General features: G+C 47.2%; 4 protein-coding genes, 1 tRNA gene and 2 pseudogenes. 6 read left to right on the top strand and 1 reads right to left on the bottom strand.

Features of this window, described 5'->3' with window-relative positions; genetic code table 11:
• From IM509_RS23995 to brnA, 6 genes and pseudogenes are all read left to right on the top strand, one after another.
• A pseudogene (locus tag IM509_RS23995) lies at positions 1 to 132 on the top strand (HNH endonuclease); the annotation flags it as partial.
• Between the two features lie 295 nt (positions 133 to 427).
• Positions 428 to 589 carry a hypothetical protein gene (locus tag IM509_RS04270; RefSeq protein WP_185236752.1) on the top strand — a complete coding sequence of 54 codons (162 nt, stop codon included), beginning with the start codon at positions 428 to 430 and terminating at the stop codon, positions 587 to 589.
• A gap of 172 nt (positions 590 to 761) precedes the next feature.
• Positions 762 to 2,588, top strand: coding sequence for a peptidoglycan DD-metalloendopeptidase family protein (locus IM509_RS04265; protein ID WP_185236753.1), 1,827 nt, complete (start codon positions 762 to 764; stop codon positions 2,586 to 2,588).
• 91 nt (positions 2,589 to 2,679) lie between these two features.
• A tRNA-Met gene (locus IM509_RS04260) sits at positions 2,680 to 2,753 on the top strand.
• A gap of 295 nt (positions 2,754 to 3,048) precedes the next feature.
• Positions 3,049 to 3,318, top strand: a complete 270-nt coding sequence (locus IM509_RS04255; protein WP_002759054.1) for a BrnT family toxin — start codon at positions 3,049 to 3,051, stop codon at positions 3,316 to 3,318.
• Positions 3,308 to 3,532, top strand: coding sequence for a type II toxin-antitoxin system BrnA family antitoxin (gene brnA, locus IM509_RS04250; protein WP_002759052.1), 225 nt, complete (start codon positions 3,308 to 3,310; stop codon positions 3,530 to 3,532). The genes IM509_RS04255 and brnA overlap by 11 nt, the downstream gene beginning before the upstream one ends.
• Before the next feature lie 46 nt (positions 3,533 to 3,578).
• Here brnA and IM509_RS04245 read toward each other — a convergent pair.
• A pseudogene (locus IM509_RS04245) lies at positions 3,579 to 3,711 on the bottom strand (IS630 family transposase); the annotation flags it as partial.

Genomic DNA, 3,711 nt, shown 5'->3' with positions numbered 1-3,711 from the left:
GGAAGGATGAATATAAAAACCTTCAATTACTACACCGCCACTGTCACGATGATAAATCGGCATCAGATGGAGGCCAAGATGGCAACCAAAAGAAGTCAAGCTGTATCCTTAACAAGGGAACAGTCAAACTAGGAGCCGTGTGAGGTGAAAGTCTCATGCACGGTTCTGAATGGGAGGGGAGGTCGGTGACGACCTTCTCGACCCCTAATAGTATGACAGCCTTTTTCTGATCAAGACGAAGTGTAACCTAATTGGCTATGGACGACCGACACCTCACACCCCACACCCTGCCCCCAGAAAAAATTTTTTCGGCAAACCCTATTTATCCGGTATTGACCTTGAATAGCCATCGTTGCCCCTTGTTTCCTGTCGAGCGGCGAATGATTAATAATTTCTTTGTAAATCGCAAAACAGATAAAAAATTTCTATGAAAAAACTGGCAAAAATTGGCAAGACCAAAAATGCTGATCAGCTTGGAACAACTGAGATAGAGCATCGTCAATCTGGACATTCAAAATGTCACCAACTTGCCGTGATCCCGATGCTAATAGTCAGAGGGAGACTTGCACAATTTCAAAATCTAAGTTAATCTCTCCTAAAAGTCACCTTTAGGTATTTTGACTAAAAAGAAAGTTGCCTAACTTCTACTCTAGCCTCAAGGCTAATGCTGAAAGCTAGAATCATCGGCTTAATCGACTGGCTCTAGCTAACTCTTTACACCACAGGAGGTCTGTTTGAAAGAGACTTTTATCCACAACGCCATGACATCCGCTACCCCAGAACAGAATTGCACTGCTGAGTCTAACCGAGTCCGTTGCTCTGCTGCCCTGCTGGGATTAGCACTCTCTCTGGGAGTACCTAGCCTTCTCAACTCCACCTCAGAATCAGCCCAGGCCGCCAATTCTGTACCTCCGGAATGGGAAGTGATCGACCTGTCCCAAAAAGCCAAAGCTGCGGGTAAAGAACTAAAAGAACCGCAAATAATCCAATCCCAAGCACTTGCTACCGTCAAATTCATCGCCACATCAGTAGTTGACCATCAGGTAAAACCGGGAGAATCCCTGTGGAGTTTAGCCGACACCTATCAAACCACCCCTTCAGCGATCGCTACCCGCAATAATCTTTCCCCCCAATCCGATCTGATTATCGGACAAACCTTAAAAATTCCCACTCCTGAGCAGTTGCCCCCGGCAGCCCCGGCAGCAACTCCTGAGCAGTTGGATAGTTCCTCTGCTAGTCTGCGTCAAACCCGTCAACGTCTCCAAGAAAGTTTGGCCGCCTTGCGAACCGAGGAAACCCCCCATCAGTCCAATTCTGGGGAAACAGTAATCGTTACTGAAACTACCGCTCTCGTTCCCGATAATTCGCCAACTAGCGTCGAGATTCCCGTTATTGCTCCCGAAGAATCCCCTCGACCAACCAGCCAGGTGATCCCGATTCCCGTTCCCACCCCTGAAAGCGATCGCACGATAGCAACAATTCCCCTTAATCCTCCCTTGACAAGCAGACCGGAAATTCCCAGCGTCGCCCTACGAAATCCGGCTCCTGTGACTGAAATTCCCGCCGTTCCCAATCCTCGGGTCATAATTCCCCCAGAAAATCAAGTTTATCGGGTTCGGCCAGGGGATACCTTAAACACGATCGCTCGCGCTCTCGGCATCACCCCCGCCGAATTAGCCAGGGAAAACGGCATTGACAACCCCAACCGGATTAAAGTTAATCAAACCCTAGTGATTCCCGACCGCTCTGCCAACGCTAGAGTTAATCAAAATCTTACCCCCTTGGTCGGCGATCGCCCTAGATTGTCCTTTAACCCCAGCAATCGACAAAATTTGCCCGCCGCCACCGCCACCACGGGGACGGAAGAATTCCCCGAAAATATCACCGGCAGCTATCGGGAAAGATTGCGCCAAGAGGTGGCTAATCTGCGGGAAACTAACCTTTCGGAAACCCAGAAAAGTATCGCTATTCCCGTCGATAATCCCGCAGAAACCCCCGATGATCGACAAATAAACCCTAATCCCCAATGGACTGCCCTTCGTTCTCGTTCTAACCAAAGCACCCCCCCCCAGATTATCGGTTCGGCCCCTACCAATGTGGAAGAGTATAATGACCGCCTCCGAATTCCCGTCGGCGAAACCGTAGAACCTTCTCTTCCTCCCCTCACTAATCCCGATGAGCATTTACCTAATCCCGCCCCGATTTTTACCGGCTTTATCTGGCCCACCAGAGGTGTGTTAACCTCCGGTTTCGGTTGGCGCTGGGGCAGACCTCATCGCGGCATCGATATCGCCGGTCCAGTGGGTACACCAGTTGTGGCGGCGGCTGCCGGTGAAGTAATCTCCTCCGGCTGGAATTCTGGCGGTTATGGCAATCTGGTGAAACTGCGTCACCCCGATGGTAGCGTCACTCTCTATGCCCATAACAGCCGTCTGTTGGTGCGTCGCGGCGAAACTGTTCAGCAAGGCGAGCCAATTGCCCAGATGGGTAGCACCGGTTTTAGCACCGGCCCCCACCTACATTTCGAGGTTCACCCCTCCGGCCAGGGCGCAGTTAATCCCATCGCTTTCCTGCCAGGCAGACGTTAAAGATGCCCCCAAAGGGAAGATTTTTTCTTCCCTTTTTTGCTCTTGTGCAATTGGGTGATTATGTGTTATCATTGATAACTGTGTAAACAACGGCTTAGTAGCTCAGTTGGTCAGAGCAGGGGACTCATAAGCCCAAGGTCGGCAGTTCAAATCTGCCCTGAGCCATCGGACAAGATCCAAGAAAACCAGCAAGATTATGGTCAGGTGATATCTCTTTCCCTTTTACTTGGGGACGCTCCCTTCGGGTTCTACCTGATAACTTTTTACTGATAACAGCAGCAAGGGAATTCCAAAATTTATTAGCCCAATTGTACTATAACTTTTGCCGATACAGTCACTACCATAATATTCTGGTAGGAGTACCTAGTGGTCAGTGAGTTTATCGAACTGCGTGCGCCCAAAATGTCCTATAGATATTTCGACCAAATTGAGATGCAGCCACGGAAACGAAGCCAAGAGAATGAAAAAACCGGAATTTGAATTTGATCCTAATAAAAGCCAAGCTAACAAAAATAAACATGGTCTAGATTTTGTTGAAGCTCAAGTATTATGGTTAGATTCCCAAAAAGTCGAAATTCCAGCCCGAACAGAAAATGAACCACGATTTGTTGTTATTGGTATAATAGCAGGTAAGCATTGGTCAGCCGTAGTTACCTATCGTCAAACCAAAATCCGTATTATTTCAGTCCGACGCTCTAGACCTGAAGAGGTAGAAATTTATGAAAGCTGAAGATTTTGACCGCAAATTTGATGATGGAGAAAATATCATCGAATACTTGGATTTAACTAAAATTAAACGTTCTAATTCCGAGGAACAAACAATTGCGTTTGAGTTTCCCTCATGGATGGTAGAGGCTCTTGAGCAAGAAAGTCAGCGTCGTGATTTACCGTTACAAGCTATTGTCAAAGACTGGATTGGGGAAAAATTGGCGTTGTCAAATTGAAAGATGATCCGAATCAGCACCGGAACTCAAATTACTTTGATATACTTTAGACGTTCATAATCTGAGATTTATTAAACTTCTGAAATCGTAGAGTCAGCAAGGAATCCAGTTCTTTTTTATGTTTCAAATGGGCATCATTCAAACATTCATAAATGGCTGAAGAAAAGTCAGAAAAGTTT

Source organism: Microcystis sp. M31BS1 (genome assembly GCF_020245285.1).
Lineage (GTDB): Bacteria > Cyanobacteriota > Cyanobacteriia > Cyanobacteriales > Microcystaceae > Microcystis > Microcystis panniformis.
Note: the sequence above shows the minus strand (reverse complement) of the source record. Positions and strands in the feature narration are given on the sequence as shown.